Annotated in this window: 13 protein-coding genes; 4 read left to right on the forward strand and 9 right to left on the reverse strand. The window is 73.6% G+C overall.

From position 1 onward, the window contains the following. Positions 1 to 115: 115 nt before the first annotated feature. Both ACZ6SA_RS16945 and ACZ6SA_RS16950 read right to left on the reverse strand, forming a co-directional pair. Positions 116 to 3,961: a S8 family serine peptidase gene (locus ACZ6SA_RS16945; protein ID WP_465828781.1), complete on the reverse strand. Its 3,846-nt coding sequence runs from the start codon at positions 3,959 to 3,961 to the stop codon at positions 116 to 118. 149 nt (positions 3,962 to 4,110) lie between these two features. Beyond that, positions 4,111 to 4,698 carry a TetR/AcrR family transcriptional regulator gene (locus ACZ6SA_RS16950; RefSeq protein WP_347644389.1) on the reverse strand — a complete coding sequence of 196 codons (588 nt, stop codon included), beginning with the start codon at positions 4,696 to 4,698 and terminating at the stop codon, positions 4,111 to 4,113. Positions 4,699 to 4,846: 148 nt separating this feature from the next. Here ACZ6SA_RS16950 and ACZ6SA_RS16955 point away from each other — a divergent pair, with 148 nt between their 5' ends. Further along, positions 4,847 to 5,224 (forward strand): MerR family transcriptional regulator, encoded by a 378-nt coding sequence (locus tag ACZ6SA_RS16955; RefSeq protein ID WP_347644390.1) that lies wholly within the window; start codon positions 4,847 to 4,849, stop codon positions 5,222 to 5,224. 85 nt (positions 5,225 to 5,309) lie between these two features. Here the strand turns inward: ACZ6SA_RS16955 and ACZ6SA_RS16960 are convergent, their stop codons facing one another. After that, a complete protein-coding gene (locus ACZ6SA_RS16960) occupies positions 5,310 to 6,167 on the reverse strand; it encodes a hypothetical protein (RefSeq protein ID WP_465828782.1) in 858 nt (285 codons plus the stop codon). Positions 6,168 to 6,325: 158 nt separating this feature from the next. Between ACZ6SA_RS16960 and ACZ6SA_RS16965 the strand changes: the two genes are divergently transcribed. Continuing rightward, on the forward strand, positions 6,326 to 7,078 hold the full coding sequence (locus ACZ6SA_RS16965) for an HAD family hydrolase (protein WP_443156918.1): 753 nt from the start codon (positions 6,326 to 6,328) through the stop codon (positions 7,076 to 7,078). Next, on the forward strand, positions 7,075 to 9,981 hold the full coding sequence (locus ACZ6SA_RS16970; RefSeq protein ID WP_465828784.1) for a pyridoxamine 5'-phosphate oxidase family protein: 2,907 nt from the start codon (positions 7,075 to 7,077) through the stop codon (positions 9,979 to 9,981). Before ACZ6SA_RS16965 ends, ACZ6SA_RS16970 begins: the two co-directional genes overlap by 4 nt. Positions 9,982 to 10,025: 44 nt before the next feature. On the opposite strand, the gene ACZ6SA_RS16975 is transcribed toward ACZ6SA_RS16970, so the two are convergent. The 4 genes from ACZ6SA_RS16975 to ACZ6SA_RS16990 form a co-directional block, all read right to left on the reverse strand. Next, positions 10,026 to 10,880: a universal stress protein gene (locus ACZ6SA_RS16975; protein ID WP_465828786.1), complete on the reverse strand. Its 855-nt coding sequence runs from the start codon at positions 10,878 to 10,880 to the stop codon at positions 10,026 to 10,028. Positions 10,881 to 11,089: 209 nt separating this feature from the next. Beyond that, positions 11,090 to 12,217, reverse strand: coding sequence for an esterase-like activity of phytase family protein (locus tag ACZ6SA_RS16980; protein ID WP_347644395.1), 1,128 nt, complete (start codon positions 12,215 to 12,217; stop codon positions 11,090 to 11,092). A 179-nt stretch (positions 12,218 to 12,396) separates the two neighbouring features. Continuing rightward, the gene (locus ACZ6SA_RS16985; protein WP_465828788.1) at positions 12,397 to 14,271 is read right to left on the reverse strand and encodes a DUF6528 family protein; all 1,875 of its coding nucleotides are present in this window, start codon (positions 14,269 to 14,271) and stop codon (positions 12,397 to 12,399) included. Positions 14,272 to 14,384: 113 nt separating this feature from the next. Continuing rightward, on the reverse strand, positions 14,385 to 15,191 hold the full coding sequence (locus tag ACZ6SA_RS16990; protein ID WP_465828789.1) for a putative protein N(5)-glutamine methyltransferase: 807 nt from the start codon (positions 15,189 to 15,191) through the stop codon (positions 14,385 to 14,387). Between the two features lie 224 nt (positions 15,192 to 15,415). Here ACZ6SA_RS16990 and ACZ6SA_RS16995 point away from each other — a divergent pair, with 224 nt between their 5' ends. Further along, positions 15,416 to 16,186 (forward strand): NAD-dependent epimerase/dehydratase family protein, encoded by a 771-nt coding sequence (locus ACZ6SA_RS16995; RefSeq protein WP_465828790.1) that lies wholly within the window; start codon positions 15,416 to 15,418, stop codon positions 16,184 to 16,186. 41 nt (positions 16,187 to 16,227) lie between these two features. Here ACZ6SA_RS16995 and clpX read toward each other — a convergent pair whose 3' ends face one another. After that, a complete protein-coding gene (gene clpX / locus ACZ6SA_RS17000; protein ID WP_465828792.1) occupies positions 16,228 to 17,481 on the reverse strand; it encodes an ATP-dependent Clp protease ATP-binding subunit ClpX in 1,254 nt (417 codons plus the stop codon). 8 nt (positions 17,482 to 17,489) lie between these two features. After that, complete coding sequence (locus tag ACZ6SA_RS17005; protein WP_465828793.1) at positions 17,490 to 18,683, reverse strand: cytochrome P450 family protein; 1,194 nt, start codon at positions 18,681 to 18,683, stop codon at positions 17,490 to 17,492. Positions 18,684 to 19,049: the final 366 nt, after the last annotated feature.

Consider the following 19,049-nt stretch of genomic DNA (forward strand, 5'->3'; position numbering starts at 1 on the left):
ACCACTCCTCCTCGCAGTATATCCGCATGAACAACAGAGATCTCTCTCCCCCTCTGCTGGGTGGGGTGGTTGAGGCCCCTCTCTTCCCCCCCCCCCCCCCCCCCGGCGGCGCGGCTCACTTCAGCGCGTACGCCCGCTCGATGGTCTGCGTGACCGTGGCTCCCTCCTTGTTGGACGCGGTGACCCGCAGCGAGACGTACCCGCTGGTGGCGGAGAGCGGCGGGTGCACCACGAGCGCCTGGTAGCGGTCCTGGCCCCGCTTCCCGGTGAGCGCCGGCAGCCAGGTGGCGCCGTCGTCGACCGAGTACTCGGCCTCGAGCCGCTTGACCGCGTGCTTCTTCGGGACCGACCCGTGCGGGCCCGCCCCGATCTCGAACGTGAACGGCTGGCCGGCCCGCGCCCGGTTCAGCAGGTCGAGCGGGAGGTCGTAGCTGAGCAGGATCGCCGGCTGGACGGCGCACGACGGCCCGTACGAGCAGGACTGCCCGTCCGGAGTGCCGGACGGCGGCGAGGAGGCGAACGACCACTCGGTGCTCACCTTCGGCGACAGTGTCCGCTTGGTGGTGTCGACGCTCTCCAGCCGGTACGCCGCGCTCCCCCCGGGGACGGTGAACGAGCGGGGCGCGCGCCCCTGCACCGGGATCTCCCGGTCGCCCGCGAAAAGCCGTGGCGCGGACTTGACCTCGGCCGTGCTCAGGTCGGTGAGGTGGCGCGGGTCGGAGTCCGACCACCGGTCGAGCGGCACGAACCGGTCGCCGTCGCGGCACATCACGCACGGCACGCCGGCGGGGTAACCCTTGGGCTGCTCGGCGGCGCCCGGCGCCAGGGGCGCCTTGAACCAGTGCTCGCTCTGCCGGCGGTCGTGCCGGGTGAAGCGGTCGCTGGAGTGCAGGCGCAGGCTCTGGTTGGTGATCTCGCGGCTCCAGGTGACCTTGTCGTCGACCGGGCCGAAGTACTCGGTGCGGGCCAGCGGCATGGTCAGGGGCTGCCCGTACGTGATCTCGCCGGGCTCCTCGTCCGTGGTGGACGACCCGAACTCCCGGCCGGCGGTGCCCGGCTGGTCGGCGTGGTACTGGGCGTCGATGCGCACGAGGTCCCGGGTGTCCACCGTGGGGGCCTTGCGGGGGATCCGGTCGCGCTCGTCGTAGCGCAGGCGGTACACCGGTCCCTGGTCATCCGCCGCGTCGTCCGGCACCAGGCGCATGGAGACCGGCCGCGCGTCCACGGCGGCGCGCAGCGCGCGACCCTGTTCGGCGCTCAGCCCCAGCCCGAGGAACTGCCCGGTGGAGTAGGGCGCCCTGGCCCTGCCACCGTCGGCGTCGAGGTAGCCGGCGAAGCCGGCGGCGCCGCGCGCGGCGGCGAGCTTGGCCGCCTGGTCCATCGCCCCTGCCGCGCCCCGGTACGAGCCGTCCGGGACCGGCACTCCGGCCAGGACCAGCTTGCCCGCCACGTCGACGTCCTGGAAGTCCGCCTCCCTGCCCTGCCCCACGGACACGACGGGGAGGGTGCGCTCCTCGGTCAGGGCGGCGTGCATGCCGGCGACGTCGTAGACGGGGTCGAGCCGGAGCCGGCCCGCGGTCGCGGAGGTCAGCGCGGCCGGGTCGAGCCGCCACCCGTGGGAGAGCCGCATCTCGCCGACCGGGACCTCGCCGACGGGCGTGACGTGGAGGTCCTGGCCGGGAGCGGTGCCCGCGTACACGGAGACGGGGTTGTTGCGGTCGGTGAACGTGCGGACGTACCAGGCCCTTCCGTCGCCTTCCGTCTTCTCCTTGGTGACCGGCCTGATCGGCACGGTGTCGCGGGCGTCCAGGGTGACGGTCCTGTCGCCGTCGAGCGTGACGGTCGCGATGACCATGCTGGTACGGTTCGCGGTCGTCGCGTCGTGGATCACCGTGACGACCTCGTACTCGCCCGCGGGCAGCGGCACCTGCCTGTTGCCCTGGGCGTCGGTGCGCGCGGTGTAGTAACCGGCCGGGTGGAACGGGTCCTCGGGGCTGACCTTCCGTTTCGTCGGGATGTAGTAGACGAGCGGCTCGGTGCCCGCGCGTCCGCTGCCGAACTCCTTGAAGCCGTAGGAGTTGACCAGCGAGACGGTCAGCTGGTGGGTGGGCAGGCCGGTGTAGTAGCTGAACGGCGTGACCAGTTCGGCGCCGCCGCCGCTCGCGGTGATCCAGCCGCCGTACGCGCCGGCCTCCCCCTTGGCGGGATCGACGGTGACGTCGACGGTGGCGGAGCCGTTCGCGGGCACGGTGACGCTCCCGGTGCTGAGGCGCACCGCCCCTTCGGGCGCGGGCCTGCCGCTCCAGCCGCGGGTCGCGGGCGCGACGGACAGGGTGACGTCCTCGTTCCCGGTGTTGCGGTAGGTGACCTGCCGCGTGACCGGCTCGCCGGCGAGCACGCGGAAGTCGACGGCCCACGTCGCGAACACCTGCTGGGTGACCGCGCGGGCCACGTCGACGCGGCCGCTGCCCTGCTCGAACCAGCTGTGGCCGCCGTCGCGCGCGGCGGTGGAGGTCAGCGCGTCGCGCAGCTCGCCGGCGTCCCAGCCGGGGTGCTGCTGGGCCAGGATCGCCGCGGCGCCGGCCACGTGCGGGGTGGCCATGGAGGTGCCCGAGCCGGCGGTGTAGCGCTCGTTGCCCGGGTACGGTTTGCCGGACGAGGCGGAGGAGAGGGCGGCCACGATGCCGTCGCCGGGGGCGACGATGTTCGGCTTGACGGCCGCGTCGTACAACCGGGGTCCCTTGCTGGAGAAGCCGCTCAGCGACGTGCCGGTGTCCTTGTCGACCGACCCGACGGCGACGGCCTCGCCGGCGGCGGCGGGGGTGTCCACCGTGAGCGTCTGCCCGGCGTTGCCCGCGGCGGCCACGAACAGCGTGCCGTGCTTCCTGGTGAGCTCGTCCACGGCCTGGCTCATCGGGTCGGTGCCGTCGCCGCAGCAACTGCCCAGGCTCAGGTTGACCACGTCGGCGCCCTGCTCGGCTGCCCATTCCATGCCGGCGATGGCCCACGACCACTCGCCTCTGCCGTTGTCGCCGAGCACCTTGCCGATCAGCAGGGAGGCGCCGGGCGCGACGCCCTTGTACGTCCCTCCCGACGCGCTGCCGGAGCCGGCGATGGTGGAGGCGACGTGGGTGCCGTGGCCCTGCTTGTCGGTGATGCTCGGCGAGGTGGAGAAGTTCTCGCTGGCGGCGATCTTGCCCGCGAGGTCGGGGTGCTCGGCGTCGATGCCCGTGTCGAGCACGGCGACCTTGGTCCCGGTGCCGTCGAAGCCCTTCTCCCAGCCGGCGGGCGCGCCGATGAGCGGCACGCTCTTGTCGAGCGAGGCGGTGACCTGCCGGTCCAGCCAGAGCTTGGCGATGCCGCCCGCCGTTCTCTCGAGCGCGGGCCGCTCGCCGAGGAAGCCGTTCCAGAACCGGCCCGCGTCGGCCGGCTTCACGGTGAGCGCGGCCCCGTCGATGCTGGGCAGCGGGCGCACGTCCGCGGCGCCGGCCAGGGCTCTCGCGGTCGCGGGCAGCGCGGACGCGGCGGGCTCGCCCCGGTAGGTGACCAGCAACGGGATGCGGTCGGTACGCCCTTCGCGGGCCAGCGTGTCGACGTCGAACAGCGTCTCGTCCAGGGTCCCCGAGCTGACCAGGGGGGCGGCGTCGGACGGCAGGACCAGCCGGCCGCCGCTCCCGGCCGGGAGGGTCGCGAAGCTGACCGGCGTGCCGCCGGGGCGCGGGGCCTCCTGGATGGAGATCTTGGGCACGCCGTCCTTGACCGGCGTGTACGTGACGACGTCGCCGGTGATCAGCGTGATGGTCAGGGGTTCGCCGGCTTCGGCGGCGACCTGGCCGGCCGTGGCGGGGACCCCGGTGGTGGTCTGGCCGGGAGGGGCGGCGTGGCCGGGGCTGGCGCCGAGGGCGAGGACGAGGGCGGCGCCGGCTAAGAGCGCCGGGAGCCTGAGGTGCTGGTGGTGCACAGGGTTCTCTCTTCAACTACCGGTGGGAACGCTCCCACACTGGAAGATCGGTTCGCCTCCCTTGTACCAGCGCCACCACTGCCCTCAGCCTGCACGGGCCATTTTTCGGTATACCGAATCGCGCGCCGGCGCAGCCGTCCCGCGAAGGGTCAGAGCTTCCTGTGGGGGCCCAGCGTCTCGTCGAGGGCGTCGCGCATCGCGTCGGCGAGGGCCCCCTCGCCGGTCAGCGCCCAGAGGATGAGCACGCCGTTGTAGGTCACCTGCACCGCGCGGGCCAGCCGCGCGACGTCCGTCTCGCCCGCGAGCTCCCCCGCCGCCACCGCCTCGGCCAGCAGCGCGGCCATCTCCTCGCGCGTACGCCGGGCGTGCTCGGCGGCGTGCGCGCGGAACTCGGGGTCGGTCAGGTCGAGTTGCAGGAAGCCGAGGCTGTGGGCCAGCTCTTCGGGGGTGGCCACGCTCTCCGACAGGCCTGCCACGGCGGCCCGCAGCGCCTCCAGCGGCGACCCGTGCTCCTGCCTGGCCCGCAGGAACGGCCGCGCCACGCTCTCCCCGGCCTGCCCGGCCACCGCGAGGAGCAGGCCGCGCTTGGAGCCGAACCGCTGCACCAGGGTGGCCGGGGACAGCCCGGCCTCCTGGGCGACCGCGGCCAGGGTGAGGCTCTGCGGCCCGTGCCGGCCGATCGCGCGGGCGGCGGCCTGGATGATCGCCTCGTCGCTGGTCGTCCGGGGCCTGCCCATGATGCCTCCGCTGGTCAACGAACGGTCATCCATGTTAGCCGCCGGGGTCGGCAGGTGGCGGCGGGCGAGCGCGGTGCGCCGAGTAGGCTCAAAGCTCACATGATGTCAGAGGCAGGTCTTGTGCCGGAGATCACACGGGGAGGACGACGTGCGCATCGGTGAGCTCGCGTCACACACGGGAGCCAGCGTCCGGTCGCTGCGCTACTACGAGGAGCAGGGGCTGCTCGCCAGCACCCGCAGCGCGAGCGGGCAGCGGCACTACACGGACGACGTGGTCGAACGGGTCACGCTCATCCAGCGCCTGTACGCCGCGGGCCTGTCCAGCCGCACCATCGCCGAAGTGCTCCCGTGCGTCGATTCGCCCAGCGAGGAAACCTCCGACGCCGCCCTGGAACGGATGGCGCAGGAGCGCGACCGGCTCTCCGCGCACATCGCCGACCTCGTCCGCACCCGCGACGCGCTCGACGAGCTGATGGCGGTGAACCGCGCATATCGCGAGAAGCTGCGGGCGGCGCCGGTCGGCTGAGCCGGGTTCGCGCCGCCGGCACCGCCGGTCACAAGGCCTTGGGACGCTCTCACCGGCCTGACGATGCCGCGGTCCGCACCGGCCTTCAGGACGTGACGGTGACGCCCGTCACCGCGAAGCGCTCGACCGTCGCCACGTGACCGCCCGTGGAGACCACGACCGTGAGGGTCTTGCCCGGCCGGGCCGTGAAGTCGACCGTGGCCGACCAGGGTGCCTTCCGCCCGCCGGCGGGCACGCAGCACCGCTCGCCCAGCGGGGCGTCCGAGCCCGGCCGGCGCACGTGGACGGTGATGCTCTCGTCCACGCCCGAGATGCGCCCGCCCACGGTGAGCGGCGAGGTCACGGCGGTGCCGTACGCCGGCTTCGTCAGCGTGAACGAGGTGTCGTCGGTGCCGACGACCTCCCACGGGGCGTCCTCGCCCGGCCCGTACCGCATGAGGTGCACGACGGCCGCGACCGCCGGCCGGTCGCCCTCCTGGCTGCGGTAGCCGACGTGCACGCGCGCGTGCACGCCTTCCTGCTCGGTCTTGACGGCCCGGTCGATCTCGGTGAAGCCGAGGTAGTCGCGGGTGAAGGCGAGCGCGGTGCGGGCGGCGTCGAGGTGCCATGCCTGGTCGCCGTCCTCGCCCCGGGCCTCCCGCCAGCGCGCCGCCTCCTCCTGGGTGGAGAACGGCCACAGCGGCTGGTAGCGGCCGGCGACGAGCGACTCGCCCGGCGCGGGCGTGCCGGCGTCCGGGGCGGTCGAGGGCGAGCCGGACGGGCTGGGCGGGCCGGTGGGCGCGGTCGAGGGCGGCCCGATCGAGGAAGGCACGGTCGAGGGAGGCGCGGTGGCCGTCGCCTCCTGGTCCGTCCCGCCCCCGCAGCCGGCGACGGTGACCACGACGGTGACCGCGACGGCGACCGGGAGCGCCGCCAGCGGGAGCGGCACGCGGAACACCTTCATGCGGACCTCCTGCGACAGCGCTCACGGTGGCGAACCCAACGTACCCCCGATGGCCCAGGACCGCGGGAAGCCCGCGTGGTCGCCGTCCCGGCCGTCCCGTCCGGTAGCCGGGTCGCACGGTCAGGGCTGGCGGCCCCGTACGCGGGTAGCGTCCTGACATGTCCACCTTCGACCTGAGCAGACTCCGCGCGGTGGTCTTCGACACCGACGGGGTGGTCACCGACACGGCGCGGGTGCACGCGGCCGCGTGGAAGCACGTGTTCGACGCCTTCCTGCGGGGCCGGGGGGCGGCGCCGTTCGACATCCGCGCCGACTACCTTGCGTACGTGGACGGCCGGCCGCGGCTCGACGGGGTACGGACGTTCCTGGCCTCGCGCGGCGTCTCGCTGCCGGAAGGCGGCCCTCGCGACGAGCCGGGGGCGCCGACCGTTCACGGGCTCGGGCTGGCCAAGGACGCGCTGTTCCAGGAGCAGATCGACAAGCACGGTGTGGCCGCGTTCCCCTCGACCGTCGCGCTGCTGCACGAGTTGCGGCGCCGCGGGGCCCGTACGGCGGTGGTCTCGGCCAGCAGGCACTGCCGCGCGGTGGTGGCGTCCGCCGGACTGATGCACCTGTTCGACGCGGTGGTCGACGGCGACGACGCGGCCGGGCTGGGGCTGCCGGGCAAGCCGGATCCCGCGCTGTTCCTGGAGGCGTCCCACCGCCTGCAGGTGTCCGCGACCGAGGTGGCGATCGTCGAGGACGCGTTGCCCGGGGTCGAGGCCGGCCGCAGGGGCGGGTTCGGGCTGATCGTCGCGGTGGACAGGAGCGGCTCGCAGGAGGCGCCGATGCGCGCGGCCGGCGCCGACGCGGTGGTGGCCGACCTGGCCGACGCGAGCGTGACCGGGCGGGTGCCCGTGGGGCGGCGATGAACGCCTGGACGCTCGTCTACGAGGGATTCGACGCCGCCGGCGAAGGACTGCGCGAGGCGCTGTGCACGCTCGGCAACGGCCGGTTCGCGACGCGGGGGGCCACCCCCGACGGGCGGCCGCGCACCCCGGGCACGTACCTGGCGGGCTGCTACGACCGGCTCGACTCGGTGGTGGCCGGCCGTACGGTGACGAACGAGGACATCGTCAACCTGCCCGACTGGCTGCCGCTGACGTTCGCCACTCCGGAGTGCGGCTGGTTCCGGCCCGAGGAGGCCGGACTGCTGCGTTACCGGCACGAGCTGGACCTGCGGCACGGCGTGCTGACGCGGGAGCTGCGCTGGCGCGACGGCGCGGGCCGGGTCACGCGCGTACGCCAGCGCCGTCTGGTGTCCATGGCCGACCCCACGCTGGCCGCGCTGGAGACCACGTTCACCGCGGAGAACTGGTCGGGGCCGATGCGGGTGCGCTGCACGCTGGAGGGCCGGGTGACGAACTGCGGCGTCGCCCGCTACCGCGACCTGCGCGGCGACCATCTCACCGGGCACGAGACGGGCGCGGACAACGGCATGGCCTGGCTGACGGCGACCACGCGCAACGCGCGCGTCATGGTGGCGCTGGCCTCCAGGATCGACGGGGACACGCCGTCCGCGCGGCCCGCGCTGGGCGGCGACCACATCACCTCCGACCACGTGCTCGACCTGGCCGAGGGTGAGGCGGCCCGGATCACCAAGACCGTGGCGCTGACGAGTTCGCGCGACCCCGCCGGCCACGACCCGCGCTCGTCGGCCCTGCGTCACGTACGCCGCGCGCCGCGCTTCGACGAGCTGCTGGCCCGCCACGCGTCGGCGTGGGAGTGCCTGTGGCGGCGGGCCCGGCTCGACGTGGACGGCCCCGAGCTGTCGCAGCTCGTCCACCTGTACGTCTTCCACCTGCTCCAGACGCTCTCCCCGCACACCGCCGACCTCGACGCCGGGGTGCCCGCCCGGGGTCTGCACGGCGAGGCGTACCGGGGGCACGTGTTCTGGGACGAGCTGTTCGTGGAGCCGTGGCTGAACCTGCGCTTTCCCGAGATCTCGCTCGGCCTGCTGCGCTACCGCTGGCGGCGCCTGCCCGAGGCCAGGGACGCGGCCGCGGAGGCCGGGTACGAAGGCGCGATGTTCCCGTGGCAGAGCGGCAGCGACGGGCGCGAGGAGACGCAGAGGCTGCACCTCAATCCCGTCTCCGGCCGCTGGCTGCCGGACAACTCCCACCGCCAGCGCCACGTCGGCCTGGCCATCGCCTACAACGTGTGGCACCACTACCTGGCCACCGGCTCGATGCCGCCGTGGTGCGCGGAGCTGGTGCTCGACATCGCCAGGTTCTTCGCCTCGCTGGCCGAGCTGCGCGACGGCCGCTACGAGATCCGCGGCGTCATGGGCCCCGACGAGTATCACGACGCCTACCCGGGCTCCGACGAACCCGGCGTGGCGAACAACGCCTACACCAACGTCATGACCGTGTGGCTGATGACGCTCGCCCGCGAGACCGCCGTGCTGGCGCCGCAGCTGGCGCCGCCGGCCGCCGAGCTGGCCCGCTGGGACGACGTCAGCCGCCGCATGAGGGTCGACTTCCACCGCGGCGTCATCAGCCAGTTCACGGGGTACGGCGATCTGCTGGAGCTCGACTGGGAGCGTTATCGCGGCGTGCGCCGCCTGGACCGGGCGCTGGAGGCCGACGGCGACGACGTCAACCGCTACCAGGCCTCCAAGCAGGCCGACACGCTCATGCTCTGCTACCTGCTGGGCGACGAGCAGCTGACCGCGATCCTGGAACGGCTCGGCTACGCGCCCGACCCCGGCCTGATCTCCAGGACGATCTCCTACTACCTGCGGCGCACCAGCCACGGCTCCACGCTCAGCGCCGTCGTGCACGCCTGGATCCTGGCCCGCCGCAACCGGGAGCGGTCCTGGGAGTTCTTCATCGAGGCCCTCACCGGTGACGTCAGTGACGTGCAGGGCGGCACGACCGCGGAGGGCATCCACCTGGGAGCCATGGGCGGCACGCTCGACCTGCTGCAGAGCTGCTACCTGGGCCTGGAGCTCGAACGGGGCGGGCGGCTGCGGCTGGACCCGCTGGTGCCCGAGCGGCTCGGCCTGGTGCGCATGCCGCTGCGCTACCACGGGCGCCAGATCTTCGTCGACGCCGACCATCGCGAGGCGCGCATCAACGGCACCGTGCGCCGCACCTATACGCGAGGAGATGTGATCATGACTGGTACCGGCGATTTCGGACGCCGCATCATTCATCACCGCGAACGTCTGGGTTTGACCCGGGAGCAGGTCGCCGACAAAGCCGACATGTCACCCGGTTACGTGAAATATCTGGAAGAGAACGCCGACACGCCCGACACCGGCGCCCTCTACCGCCTGGCGGACGCCCTGCAGACCACGGTCGAGGAGCTGCTCGGCGGCGGCCGGGACCGTCCGCCCGGACGCGGCCCCGCCATGGCCCATCCCACCCTGGAGGTGCTGGACCGGGAGGAGTGCCTGCGGCTGATCGAGTCCGGCGGGATCGGCCGGGTGGCCTTCAACGGCTCGCACGGGCCGACGGTGCTGCCCGTCAACTACAAGCTGCACGACGGCGACATCGTCTTCCGCACCGCGGCGGGCGGCGCCATGGACGAGGACCTGCGCAGCGGGGTGAAGGGGGTCGACATCGTGATCGCCTTCGAGATCGACCGGATCGACGAGGTCAACCGCGAGGGCTGGAGCGTCCTGGTGCAGGGTCCCGCCCATCACGTGCCGGCCGAGGAGGTGGCGGACGCGGCAGGCTCCGGTGTCACCCCCTGGGCGGGCGGCGAGCGGCTCCTCTACGTCCGCATCTCCCCGCGGCAGATCACGGGCCGCCGCATCCACGGCGTGTGAGCACACCTCACGGGGCCCGCCGGACGGTGTTCATGAAGCTCAGGTCATGGTGACGGCCGAAAGGGGGCGCGTACCACGGCGACCGGGCAGTGGGCCCGCTGGAGCACGCCGTGGCTCACCGTGCCGAGCACCGTCGCGGTGAGCCTGCTCAGCCCGCGCGACCCGACCGCCGCCAGGTCGGCGGCGCTGGACGCGCGTACCAGCGCGGGAACCGGGTGCCGGTCGACGAAGGAGTCCTCGATCGGCACGTCCGGGTACATCTCCCGCCACGGCTCCATCGCCGCCTCCAGTTCCTGGCCGAACCCGGCCCCCGGCAGCGGCCCGTACCCCACGGGGTGGGGCGCCAGCACGGACACCTGGCGGCCGTACACGACCCGGACCCGCGCTCTGCGCGCGTTCGCCTGCTCCAGCGCGTACGCCAGGGCCGCGTCGGCGTCGGCGGACCCGTCGTACCCCACCACGACCTCGCCGCGTTCCGGCCCGGGCGGCTCGTGCACGATGACCGCGGGGCAGCGTACGTGCCCGGCCAGCGCGAACCCGGTGGAGCCCAGCATCAGGCCGGCGATCGCGCCCCGTCCCCTGCTGCCCAGCACCAGGCTGTCGGCGTCGGCGCCCTCGGTCCGCAGCCGCTCGACCACCGCGCCGGTGATCAGCACGGCCGTCGTCTCCACCTCGGGCGCCATGGCGCGTACCCTCTCGACGGCGTCCGACAGCAGCGCCTCGCAGCGCTCGCTCAGGGTCAGGCGCGTGCCCGCCAGCGGCCGCTCCGGCTGCCACGGCTCGCGTACGTGGACGATCCGCAGCGGCCGCCCGCGCCGCGCGGCGTCGTCCGCGGCCCACGTCAGCGCGGTCCAGGCCCGGTCCGTCCCGTCGATCCCGACCACGATCGGTCCGCTCATCGCCGCCCTCCCGTCCGGCCTGTCCCTGTCCCGCACAGCTACCCCGGAGCAGGGAGTCATCCACCTCGGCAACCTCCCGCGGCGGGCCCGCCACCGGCCTTGGCGCACGGCCGCGGGCCCCGGACGGCTCGAGCCGCCCTCCCCGCGCAGAGGGCGGCCCACCCGTGCGGACCCGGGCGGCCGGCGGGACGCGCCGGCACCGCGTGGGGTCAGCGGCAGCCTGTCGCGCCGAACACCAGGAAGTTGGTCGACTCGCGCTCGTCGAAGTTGTCGTCGGAGCCGATCACGAGCGTGCACTCGCCGCCGGCCAGGCGTGGCCCCCAGGCCAGGCTCTCCCAGTTCTGCACCGGGGGCCGGAAGGTGCCGAGGTCGAAGACCAGGCGCTTGGTCACCGCGCGGTACGGGCTCCCGCTCGCCAGTGCGGCCCTCTCCAGCACGTTGGTGGCGTCGCGCAGGTTGATCTCGTAGAGCTTCGCGCGGTAGCCGGTGCCCTCGACCCAGGAACGCTCCAGCGCCAGGTAGCGGGACTCGTCGATGGCCAGCAACTCGGACACGCCGGTGTCCGAGTGCCCCGTGGACGGGACGGGCGCGGCGGGCAGCGGGTCGAGCGGGTAGACGTACTGGCCTTCCAGGGTGCCCTGGCGGTTCCACACGGTCAGCCGCGCGGGCGCGCCGCGTTCGGCCGTCGGCGGCTGCCCGTCCTCGTAGCGCGGGCCCTCGGTCACGGCGGTGATCGTACGCCTGGACACGGCCAGGCCTTCGAACCCGAAATTGCGCCGCGGCCCGGTCTCGGCGGTCGTGAGCCGCAGGTTCTCCGGCAGGGGCAGAGCGCTCGTGTGGCGGCCGCGGTGGTCCATCGAGCGCACCGCCGGGGACGACACCGGAATATCCGGATTTCGGGTGTCCGGTCGATCTCCTTCGTCGCCCCAGAACAGCCGCCGGCTCCACCGGTCGTACCTGATGGACTCCGGATCGGCCGACCCCTGCTTGCCGTAGGCCGGGTACGGTGTCCCGTCGGCCCTGAGCATCGTCGTGACTCCCGTCAGGCGTATTCCGGAGAACGCCCCCGACCGGCGGTCGATGTCGAGCCGCCCGGTGTAGAAGCGGGCGGGGTTGTAGCGCCAGCGGTCGTCGGAGACGAAATACCACGTGTCGGTGCGGGGGTCGCGGTCGATTCCGGACAGACCGCCCACGGTGGTCCCCGCGAACTGCACCAGGTGCGGCACCCGCTGCTCGCCCAGGAAGCGCGTGATCCGGACGGACGCCGGCGGCGCGCTCCCTGCCGCCGCCGGCGGTGCGGCGCTCACCACCATCGCGAACGCGATGGTTATTTCCATTATTTTCCGCGAACGACCCATATGATCCCCCGTAATTTCACCGGCCGTCGAGCGAAATCGACGGAGGACATGAAATCGCGGATCACCAGGGAAGTCCACGGACGCCAAACTCGCACGTCACCACAGAAATCAGGGAAATTCCCCTTATCCCGGCGCCCGTGCCGCATATCTTCCTTGGATCAAGAAATGTCAGGAAGCGTGAGGAGGTGCAGGGTGCCGTCGCCGAGCACCCCGGCCGAGACGTGCAGGACGTCGGCGTCGCCGTCGGCCTTCACCGCCGCGCCGGCCCAGGCCCCGGCCGCGCTGCGCGACCGGTTCCACACCCCGGACCCGGGCACCACGGTCTGCACCTCCAGCCCGCCGTCCGGCAGAGCGGCGCTCGACAGGGCGGTCACCGACCCGTTGGCGTCGATCTTCACCGAACTGGCCCACGCCCCGGCCGTACTGCGCGAGCGGTTCCACACTCCCGCGCCCGGCACCGCGGTCTGCACCTGAAGCGTGCCGTCGGGCAGCCCGGCGGCCGAGAGCGCGTGCACGGCGCCGTTCTCGTCGATCTTGACGGAGCCCGCCCAGCGGCCGCCGGCGCTCCGCGTGCGGTCCCAGACCCCCGCCCCCGGCACCAGCGTCTGCACATGCAGGCTGCCGTCCGGCAGGGCCGCCGCCGACACGTCGGAAACGGAACCGTTGCCGTCGATCTTGACCGAGCTACCCCACTCCCCGCGGGCGCTCCGCGTGCGGTCCCAGACCCCCGCCCCCGGCACCAGCGTCTGCACATGCAGGGTCCCGTCCGGCAGAGCCGCCGCCGAGATGCGGGAGATCGAGCCGTTGTCGTCGATCCTGACGGCCCGCTCGTCCCACGTCCCGGACGGGCTGCGCCCGCGGTCCCAGACCCCGCTGCCCGGCACGAGGGTGAGCACGTGCAGGCTGCCGTCCGGCAACGCCGCCACGGCCACGTCGGAGATACCGCCGTTCGCGTCGATCTCGGTCGCGTCGGAAGCCCAGGAGCCCGAGGGGCTGCGGGTGCGCCCCCACACCGTGCCGCGCAGGCTCTGGTCGGCGACGCCGTAGTACGGGCTCCACACGCGCGCCTTGTAGAAGGCCGCGCCCGTGCGCCTGCGCGTCATGGCGGGCGCGAAGAAGTCGACGGTGTCGGTGCACCAGGTGCTGTCGGTGCACGCGCCCGGCGGCGTCTTGGTGGAGTCGGGCCTGGTCTGCACGATCTGCCCGGACGGCTGGTTGCCGATGGACTTCACCGCGGCCCGGTTGGCGCCGCCCGGCAGGTCTCCGTCGAAGGTCCTGGTGGCCTTGTCGTACAGGTAGGCGGCCGAGCCCGTGGTGAGCCAGAGCTTGCCGGGGTCGGTGGCGTGGCCGTACACGTCGTGCCCGCCGCCGGTCGGCAGGACCGCCCTGCGGTGGATGTCCTCGCGCAGCGTCGGCCGGGCGGGGGTGCCCTCCACGGCGAGCGCCGCCAGGATGTGCTGCCCGGACCCGGGGTCCTGGCCGATGACCCACAACCGCCTGATCGCCGGGTCCCACAGGGCGGCGTGCGCGTCGGTCAGCCTGAACTCGGCGTACGTGGCCGCGTTCGGCCCCTGCGAGGACGCGTACACCCTGACGTAGCCTCCGGTGGAGGCGGCGACCGCGATGTTGCCGTCGGGCAACAGCTCGGCGGCGTGCAGGTTGCCCGGCAGGATCCGTGCCCACTGGCGGACCCCCTCCGGATAGGACACGACGGCCGCGATGCCCCGGCCGCCGCCGGCCGCGACGACGACGCTCTGCGCGCCGGACGGCCTCGTACGCAGCTTGAAGTCGGCGATGAGCCCGAACGCCGACACCTCGTCGCCGGAGAAGCGGCCGGGCGTGACGCTCGGCTCCCACGACCACTTCACGGCCGCCGAGCTGTTCCAGTCGGTGACGGCGGGATCGAAGGCCAGCAGTCTCCTGCCCGTCTGGTCCCCTCCGGCGACCCAGTAGTCGCCGGGCGTCGCGGCGGCGCCCCCGGCGGGGACGGCCAGGCCGGCCAGCATCACGGCGACCATCGATAACTTCCGCACGCGCGTCCTCCTTCGACGATGACCCACCGATTATCCGTGGACCGGCCCCGGCGCCCAATGCCGTCGACGCCGCTTCACGCGCCTCCCGCACGTCGCCGGTCAGGTGTGCGGGGTCAGGGGCGGGTGCCGATGACGGCGGTGGCGTCCAGTTTCTCCGAACGCTCGACACGGGCGCGCAGCCCGGCGCCCGCCACGGCCGCGGCGGTGGCCTCCGCCTGGCGTTCGCTCGTCTCAATCAGCAGGTGGCCGCCCGGCGCCAGCCACCGCGGCGCCCCGGCGATCACCCGCCGGGCGACGTCGAGGCCGTCGCCTCCTCCGTCGAGCGCCGTCAGCGGCTCGTGCAGCCGGGCCTCGGACGGCAGCAGGCCGATCGACCCCGACGGCACGTACGGCGGGCTGGCGATGAGGAGGCCGACCCGGCCGCGCAACGACGAGGGCAGCGGCTCGAACAGGTCGCCCTCGTGGACGTGCGCGCCCGGGAGGTTGCGCCGCGCACAGCGCACGGCGGCCGGGTCGAGGTCGGCGGCGTGCACCTCGGCCCCGCCTCCCCCGGCGCCGGCGAGCTCGGCGATCACCGCTGCCCCCATCGCGCCCGTGCCGCAGCACAGGTCGAGGATCACGGGCGGGCCGGCGGCCGCGCGGGCCAGCGCGACGGCCCGGCGGACGAGGAACTCCGTGCGCGGCCGGGGCACGAACACCCCCGGCTCGACGACGACGCGCAGGCCGCAGAACTCCGCCCAGCCCAGCACGTGTTCGAGCGGCTCGCCGGCGACCCGCCTGGCGACCATGTCGGCCAGGACCTCGGGGGTCGACGCGGTGGAGAGGAGCAATGCCGCCTCGTCCTCGGCGAACACGCATCCTGCGGCGCGCAGCCTCGTGACGGTCTCAGCGGTCTGGACGGGTGACGAGAAAGCAGACATGGAAGCCTTCCGGGATGCCGATGGGCGCTCCCGCGGTCACCTGGTCCCGGTGGTCCGCCTGGCCGGGAAGGGGAGCACCCAGCCTGTCACAGCGGTAATGGGTCTCACCTCCCTGGCCGGTCCGTTCGGGGATGGTCACGCTAGCAGATCCCTGTCGCAAAGGTCCTGTCCGTCCCCTGATCACCGGCCTACAGTCGAGGTGGAGAGCGGAACGGGGGCACGGCATGGGTCCTGTGGTGATCACTGGCGGTTTCGGGCGGGTGGGCAGCCTGGTGCGGCCCGCGCTGCTGGCGGAGCACCGGCTGCGCGTCGTCGACCGGGTGGCCGGGGCGACCCTGCCCGGCGAGGAGTCCATGGTGGCCGACCTGGCCGAGCCGGGGGTGGCCGAGCGGGCGCTGGCCGGGGCGTCCGGGCTGGTCCACCTCGCGGGCGACCCCAGGCCGCACGCGACGTGGGAGGAGGTCTACCGCGCCAACGTGGCGCTCACCCGCCGCGTGCTCGACGCCGCCGCCGGACAGGGCGTGCCGCGGGTGGTGCTGGCCAGCACGGTGCACGCCATGGGCGAGTACAACCGGCCGGAGCACCGTCCGGTGGACCCGGCGTGGGAACCCCGGCCCTGCTGCGCGTACGGGCTCAGCAAGGTCGTCACGGAGAACCTCGGCCGGCTGCACGCGGAGCTGACCGGCGCTTCCGTGGTCTGCCTGCGGCTCGGCTCGACCGGCTACGCGCTGGACGAGGCGAGGTACCTGGGCATGTGGCTGTCCGGCCGGGACGCGGGCGCGCTGCTGCTGGCGGCGCTGACGGCCGGCCCGGGGTGGAGCGTGCACTTCGGCATGTCGGCCAACACCCGGCGGCACTGGGATCTCGCCTCGGTCAGGAAACTTGGCTACGAGCCGCGCGACGACAGCGAGCCGTACGCGGAGACCGCCGGGCCGCCGACGGTGATGATCTGCCGCATCTTCGACGGCGCGGACAACCCGCCCGCGCAGGCCTGAACAGGGGTCAGGCACCGCCTGGTGGCCGCCCGGCGCGGGGCTCAGGCGGACTTCTCGCGCGGTTCGCCGTCGTGGTGGCTGCGCGGCACGAGGGTCGGGTTGACGTTGGCGAGGACCGTGTCGCGGGTGACCACGACGCGGGCCACGTCGTCCCGGCCCGGCACCTCGTACATCACGTTGAGCAGCACCTCCTCGAGGATCGCCCGGGCGGCCCTGGCACCGGTGCGGCGCAGCAGCGCCTGCTCGGCGACGGCGGCCACGGCATCCTCCTCGAACTCGAGCTCGACCCCGTCGAGTTCGAACAGCCTGCGGTACTGCCTGATCAGCGCATTGCGCGGCTCGGTGAGCATCCGCGTCAGCGCCGCGCGGTCGAGCGGCCGCAGCGTCGTCACCACGGGGAGCCGGCCGACGAGCTCGGGGATCAGCCCGTACGCCACCAGGTCCTGCGGCATGAGCCGGGACAGGACGTCCTCGTCCGTGCCGGGTGGCGTGGCGCCGAACCCCGAACGCCGGCGGGCGACGCGCCGCTCGACGATCTCCTCCAGGCCGGGGAACGCGCCGCCGGCGATGAAGAGCACGCCGGCCGTGTCGAGCTGGAGGACGTCCTGGTGCGGGTGCTTCCTGCCGCCCTGCGGCGGGACGGACGCGACCGCGCCCTCGATGATCTTCAGCAGGGCCTGCTGGACGCCCTCGCCGGAGACGTCGCGCGTGATCGACGGGTTCTCGCCCTTGCGGGCGATCTTGTCGATCTCGTCGATGTAGACGATGCCGGTCTCGGCGCGGACGAGGTCGTCGCCGGCCGCCCGGATGAGCGAGAGCAGCACGTTCTCGACGTCTTCTCCGACGTATCCGGCCTCGGTGAGCGCGGTGGCGTCGACGATCGCGAAGGGCACGTCGAGCATTCGCGCGAGCGTGCGCACCAGGTGCGTCTTTCCGCTGCCGGTGGGGCCGGCCAGCAGCACGTTGGACTTGCCGAGTTCGACGGGCTCCGCCCCGGCGGGTGCGCTCAGGCGCTTGTAGTGGTTGTGCACCGCGACCGCGAGCGTCTTCTTGGCCGGTTCCTGGCCGATCACGTACTGATCCAGGAACGCGTGGATCTCCCGGGGCTTGGGGAAGTCCGTGGCGGTCTCGCCGCCGTCCGCGCGTTCCTCGGCGATCAGCTCGGTGCAGACGGCCACGCACGCCTCGCAGATGTACACGGACGGCGGGCCCGCGATGAGCTTGCGCACCTCGTCCTGCCGCTTGCCGCAGAACGAGCAGCCCAGCTGGTTCTCGCGCCTGCCTGTGCGGGTCATCGGGCTCCTCAGCCGTTCGGGCGCAGCGTCACGGGCAGGGAGGCCAGGCGCAGCGTGCCCGGGTCGGGGGTGTACGCGACGTCGCCGGCGAGCGCCAGGTCGGGGAAGCGGCGCAGCAGCGCGCCGAGCGCGGCGCCCGTCTGCACCCGGGCCAGCGAGGCGCCGGCGCAGAAGTGGGGGCCGTGCGCGAACCCGAGGTGACCGGACGCCTCCCGCCGGATGTCGAACGTGCCGGGATCGTCGAACGCGCGGGGGTCCCGGTTGGCGGCGGCGATCGCGGCGGTGACGGGCTCTCCTCTCGGGATGAGCACGCCGCCGATCTCGACGTCCTCGGCGGGGAAGCGCGGGATCGTCAGCAGTTGGGGGCCGCACCAGCGCGTCAGCTCCTCGACGGCGCGCGGCATGAGCTCCGGGCCGGCGCGCAGGGCGGCGAGTTGCTCGGGGTGGCCGAGCAGGGTGAGCACGGCGTTGGCGATGAGGTTGGCAGGCGTCTGGCCGGCCAGGACCAGCTGCCAGACCATGGTGACCAGCTCGACCTCGCTGAGCCGGTCGCCGCCCTCCTCCATGACGCGGGCAAGGTCGGAGACCAGGTCGTCGCCGGGCTCGGCGATGCCGCGGGCGACGGCCGCCGTGGCGCCCTCCATGATGGCCGGGACGGCCCCCCGCAGGCCCTGGCTGTGCCCGGCGGCGACGGCGGCGCCGTACTCGCGCCAGCGGGGGCGGTCGGCGGCGGGGATGCCGACCAGCTCGCAGATCACCTCGATCGGCAGGGGCCGCGCGAAGTGGGCCAGCAGGTCGACGGTGCCGTCCGCGGCGGCGTGCCCGGGCAGCTCGTCGAGGAGGCGGCCGGCGATCCGCTCCATGCGCGGCCCGGACGCGGCGGCCTTGCGCGGCGTGAACGCGGGAGCGACGAGCCGGCGCAGCCGGGAGTGCTCGGAGCCGTTCAGCACGGACATGGTGCGCATGTACCGCCGGCAGTGCTCGGGCACGTCGAACTGCGGGTAGCTGTCCACGCTGGTCTTCAGGCGCGGGTCGCTGAGCATGGCCCTGGCCTCCGCGTGCCGCGTCACGGCCCAGAACGGGCCGAACCCGGGCGCGGCCAGCCGCACCACGGGCGACAGCTCACGCACCTGGGAGAACGCGGTGAGCGGGTTTCCCAGCACCGCGGGGTCGCTCAGGTCCATCCGGGGCACCTCGGTCATCGCCGCTCCTCGACCATTCACATGATGACGACATCGGGATGGTGAGAGTATCTCGATACTGGGCGTGCGGCAACGTGAGGACCATTCGGATGCGAACCCGGAAAGTCGTTCGCCGAGGGAACCGGAAGGCACGGACGCGCGGTCCAAGCCATGGGCGACGTTCACGCCGGCGCCCCATCGCGCACCGCCCGCTCAGGTGGCGACGGTGGCCGCGACGGGAAGCCGGCCGAGGCCGCGGGCGGCCCTTCCCGTCCGCCGGCGAGAGCTGGACGCCGCCCCCGCCAACGTCACGACACGCTGCCGTCCAGCACCTTGGCGAGGAAGGCGTCCAGGTTGGCGACGGCGCCAGGCGCAGGGTGACGCCGA

The sequence above is a fragment of the Nonomuraea sp. NPDC049378 genome (assembly GCF_055586745.1).